Genomic DNA, 1,569 nt, shown 5'->3' on the forward strand with positions numbered 1-1,569 from the left:
ATTTTTTCTGTGACGGCAATATTGAGCCTAGTGTTTGGTGTACCATCGGTCACAAAGCGTAACTCAGGCTTTTTGCCCAAGTTGCCGATGATTTCAAGACTATTCAAAAAAGGGTTCATAATGATTCCTGATGATCAAGAGCTTGCTTTTCTACATAATGAAATAGCACGTGTTAAAAATGAGCTGGCCACCACTCAGGCTATTCTGAAAGAACTCATTGCTTTGGTTCTGATGCGCGAAGATAAGAAATTATCGGACAGCGAGCTTGACCAGTTCTATAAACTGCTGGGTAGTGGCGATGAGGTTACAGAGCGCATTCTGTTTGAGGAGGATGAAAAATATCGAATGAAACTGAAAACCATAGTGGATCGCTTACTGTGATCGTCCCCCAATAATCTTGATGATTTTCTGCTTTACTTCTTCAGCTGACTGAGGATGATTGTCTGTTTTTGGCGCCCACCTCATGCGTTGCCTAATCGCTCGGGCTTCGATGCGTGCCGCTACCTGTTCTGATGCTTGCTCTTTCAGGGCCATCAACCAGCCGCCAAAGGCGGCAGCATAAATTTCGGTTTGGCGTGTTTGTGGATCTGAAAGCCCATCGTTAAAAAAAGCGGCCTCAAATTTGAGCCGCTGACTTTCTATGAAAAAGGCCGGGAGTTGTTGAAATATGGCCTTGTATGGATTGTTGAGCATTATGAACCTTTCTTTTGATGACGAAATGATGCGGGCTCGATCGGATTGGGATCACGCCACAACCCACGCTTTTGCGCTTTGGCCAAAATTTCTTCTGGGATGTATCGGGATGAATACTGCCGGTATGCCCAAGCATAGCCATTGACCACCATGTGCTGATTGATGTTTTGGTTACCGAGAAAGACAGTGCCTATTTCCCGGCCATATTGGTCCTGTCCCTTCACTTTCACCACCACAGGCTGGCGATAAATCAGATTTGAAAGCGCTTGCTTGGCCTTTTGGCCAAACGCCTGTTTACTTTCTGGTGCATCAATGCCATCAAACCTTATTCGATGTTGCTGCTTAGCTGAATCGAGACAACGTATCGTATCGCCATCGCTGACACCAATGACGAGACAAGATAAGTCTGTTGCCATTACTGATGCAGAAAAAACCAGGCTCATCAATACTGTGTAATGTTTTGTCTTCATCGTTATCTTCCAAGAAAACCCTTTGGCTGTTTCTGGCCAAAGGGTTGCTGGGTTAATCAATCATTACTCAAAACACAAAGCTGATGCCGACTTTACCAACGCCACGGCTGCCTGAATTCAGTGACTGGCCGTAGCCACCATATATTTTGGTTTTGCCATTACTCGTCAGATAATTGATACCGACACCCAGTGCCGTTTGTCCATCATACGTACCCAAACCAACACCGGTTGCCCAATCACCGGGCTTCTGCTCAGGATATTCAATATCCATTGCCGCTACCCCTGCAATACCTTGTGAGGCAATTTTACGATTGTCATCAATGCGATCACGCAGAGCATTCAAACGGCCATCTGTGCGATTAGTAATCGCATCCAATTGACCCTTGGTCGCAACATCATTTGCGGC

At 45.8% G+C, this 1,569-nt stretch carries 4 protein-coding genes; 1 reads left to right on the forward strand and 3 read right to left on the reverse strand.

Going from position 1 to position 1,569, the window contains the following annotated elements; genetic code table 11:
* On the forward strand, positions 1–381 hold a 381-nt coding region (locus A2F46_RS11585), incomplete at its 5' end, for a hypothetical protein (RefSeq protein WP_231867796.1).
* Here the strand turns inward: A2F46_RS11585 and A2F46_RS11590 are convergent.
* The 3 genes from A2F46_RS11590 to A2F46_RS11600 form a co-directional block, all read right to left on the reverse strand.
* On the reverse strand, positions 373–693 hold the full coding sequence (locus tag A2F46_RS11590; RefSeq protein WP_066570613.1) for a hypothetical protein: 321 nt from the start codon (positions 691–693) through the stop codon (positions 373–375). The two genes, A2F46_RS11585 and A2F46_RS11590, sit on opposite strands and share 9 nt — an antisense overlap.
* The gene (locus tag A2F46_RS11595; RefSeq protein WP_066570615.1) at positions 693–1,163 is read right to left on the reverse strand and encodes a thermonuclease family protein; all 471 of its coding nucleotides are present in this window, start codon (positions 1,161–1,163) and stop codon (positions 693–695) included. Before A2F46_RS11595 ends, A2F46_RS11590 begins: the two co-directional genes overlap by 1 nt.
* Positions 1,164–1,230: 67 nt before the next feature.
* Positions 1,231–1,569 (reverse strand): YadA-like family protein (locus A2F46_RS11600; RefSeq protein ID WP_197457666.1); only part of this gene is annotated, 339 nt, incomplete at its 5' end.

The sequence above is a fragment of the Snodgrassella sp. CFCC 13594 genome (assembly GCF_001590725.1).
Lineage (GTDB): Bacteria > Pseudomonadota > Gammaproteobacteria > Burkholderiales > Neisseriaceae > Snodgrassella.